This window comes from Allobosea sp. CER48 (assembly GCF_044752385.1).
Classification (GTDB): Bacteria; Pseudomonadota; Alphaproteobacteria; order Rhizobiales; family Beijerinckiaceae; genus Allobosea.
Genome location: NZ_JBIWYK010000474.1, coordinates 1 through 2327, shown reverse-complemented (window position 1 = coordinate 2327; position 2327 = coordinate 1). Strand labels below are relative to the sequence as shown.

The 2327-nt window shown below is 66.0% G+C and carries 3 protein-coding genes and 1 tRNA gene; 2 read left to right on the top strand and 2 right to left on the bottom strand.

Annotated elements, in window-relative coordinates; translation table 11 throughout:
- Positions 1-60: 60 nt before the first annotated feature.
- Both ACIPIA_RS14530 and gph read right to left on the bottom strand, forming a co-directional pair.
- Positions 61-135 (bottom strand) — tRNA-Val (locus ACIPIA_RS14530).
- Positions 136-171: 36 nt separating this feature from the next.
- Positions 172-861 (bottom strand): phosphoglycolate phosphatase, encoded by a 690-nt coding sequence (gene gph / locus ACIPIA_RS14525; protein ID WP_400510570.1) that lies wholly within the window; start codon positions 859-861, stop codon positions 172-174.
- Positions 862-1028: 167 nt separating this feature from the next.
- Here gph and ACIPIA_RS14520 point away from each other — a divergent pair, with 167 nt between their 5' ends.
- Positions 1029-1415 (top strand): hypothetical protein, encoded by a 387-nt coding sequence (locus tag ACIPIA_RS14520; RefSeq protein ID WP_400510568.1) that lies wholly within the window; start codon positions 1029-1031, stop codon positions 1413-1415.
- Positions 1416-1525: 110 nt separating this feature from the next.
- Positions 1526-2227 (top strand): ribose-5-phosphate isomerase RpiA, encoded by a 702-nt coding sequence (gene rpiA / locus ACIPIA_RS14515; RefSeq protein WP_400510567.1) that lies wholly within the window; start codon positions 1526-1528, stop codon positions 2225-2227.
- Positions 2228-2327 lie beyond the last annotated feature (100 nt).

Here is a 2327-nt window from a genome sequence, read left to right as displayed (position 1 = left end):
TCATGATGCCCCCGCCGCCAAGTCCCGCGGCGTTCGCAAATTCTTGATAATAATGGGAAATGGTGGGCGGCACAGGGATCGAACCTGTGACCCCTCCCGTGTGAAGGGAGTGCTCTACCGCTGAGCTAGCCGCCCGGACCGGCCCTCTCCTAGTCGCCCCGCCTCACGCCGTCAAGGACGTGCCGGCACCAGATTGAGGGCGCGATCCACAGCCTTCGGCAGTTCGTCGAAATGCTGGATGATGAAATCCGGCTCCAGCGTCTCGATCGGCACGTCGGTATAGCCGAAGGGCACGCAGATCGAGGGGATGTTGGCCGCCCGCGCGGTCGCGATGTCTGTACGCGAATCGCCGATCATCACCGCGCGGGCCGGATCGGCCTTCGCGGCCTCGATCGTCAGGGTGAGATGGCGCGGATCGGGCTTGAAGACGGGGAAGCTGTCGCGTCCGGCCACGGCGGCGAAGCGACCGGAAATGCCGAAGTGATCGAGGATCAAGCGCGTGTGCCGGATCGGCTTGTTGGTGCAGACGGCCAGCGCATAGCCTTCACCGGCAAGCGCATCGAGCGCTTCGAGCACGCCTTCGAAGAGATGGCTGTTGGATGCGACGTCCTCGGCATAGATGTCCAGGAAGTCCTCGAAGAGCCGCTCCAGTGTCTCTGCGCCGAGCGGCCGGCCGGAAACCTTGAAACCGCGCTCGATCAGGGCCCGCGCCCCCGCGCCGACGAGTTCGCGTGCCCGCTCCAGCGGCAAGGCCGGCAGGCCTTCGCGCACCAGGATGACGTTCAGCACCCGCATGATGTCGGGCGCGGTCTCCGCGAGCGTTCCGTCGAGATCGAAGACGACGATGGGAGGCAGGCTCATGGCATCACTTTCTGGCGGTGCGGACAGCTCATCGGCTTAAAGGAGGTTGCGGCCACGCTGGCAAGCCCTTGGTGGGAGAGCAGGTCGTCGCAGCCTCCCCAAAATCGCCGCGCATGATGGTATCGTTCATTCGATTCGTCGCAGCCCCGGCGACAGGGAACCATGTCATGTCGAAGAATATCGCAACACGGGCGGGCACGGCGCGTCTGGCGCTGGCAGCCGGCGTCTCGCTGCTCGGTGCATGGCCTGCCGTGGCCGGCCCATTCGAGTTCGCTCCCGCGCCGCAGACCGACCTGAATCGCGTCTACCGTATCGACAAGGCAACCGGAGAGGTCGGTGCCTGCCAGTTCCAGCTCAAGGAGGGCGGCGTCGGCGTCACGGTCTGCTTCCCGACGGGCGAGGGGGCAGGGCCACAGGCGCCGAGCGACTACGGGCTGATGCCGTCGCGTCACGAGCGCGAGGGCGGCATCTTCCGCGTCAATCTCCGCACCGGCGAGATGAGCATCTGCTACGTCTTCGACGACAAGACCGTGTGCACGCCGCAGGTGAAATAGGGCGCGTCGTCCCTCGCACGCTGGACATGAAGCGACGGGCGCGGCAGGACAGCGCCGCCATCCCCCTGGATGGCGGCCGGTTTCCGTAACTTGACCCAGGCAAAATCGACATGAACGCTGACGATCTCAAGAAGCTGGCAGCGGCCCGCGCGCTCGAACTCGTGGGGCCGGGAATGCGCCTTGGCCTCGGGACCGGCTCGACGGCGAAGCACTTCGTCGATCTGCTCGGAGCGAAGGTCGCTTCAGGCTTCGACGTTCTCTGCGTTGCGACCTCCGAGGCCACGCAGGCGCAAGCCCTTTCCCTCGGCATTTCCATGTCGACACTCGACGAGACGCCTGAGCTCGACCTGACTGTCGACGGCGCCGATGAGATCGATCCGCAGCTGCGCCTGATCAAGGGCGGTGGTGCGGCGCTGCTGCGCGAGAAGATCGTTGCCGCGGCATCCGCCCGCATGATCGTCATCGCCGACGACGGCAAGCTGGTGCAGAAGCTCGGCCGCTTTCCGCTGCCGGTCGAGGTGGTGCCATTCGGGTTGGAAGCGACGCGCCGTGCGGTGGCCGAGGCCATCGCCGCTTCCGGCTCTGCCGGCGAACTTAAGCTGCGCCAGCGAGCAGACGGCACGACGCTGGTGACGGATGGCGGGCATTTCATTCTCGACGCCCGTCTTGGAGCCATCGACCGGCCGGAATTGCTGGCTCAGGCGCTCAACATGGTGCCTGGGGTGGTGGAGCATGGGCTGTTCATCGGCCTTGCCGCCGGCGCGGTTCTGGCCGGAGCGGATGGCCTCAAGCTTCTCGGCGAGATCGAATGATTCCATTCCCGTGCGATCCACGCTAAGGAACGCGCGAATGACGACCGGCTCGATACGGGCGGCGGTGCCAACCTCCCGGTGGGCGCGCCAACGACAAAGG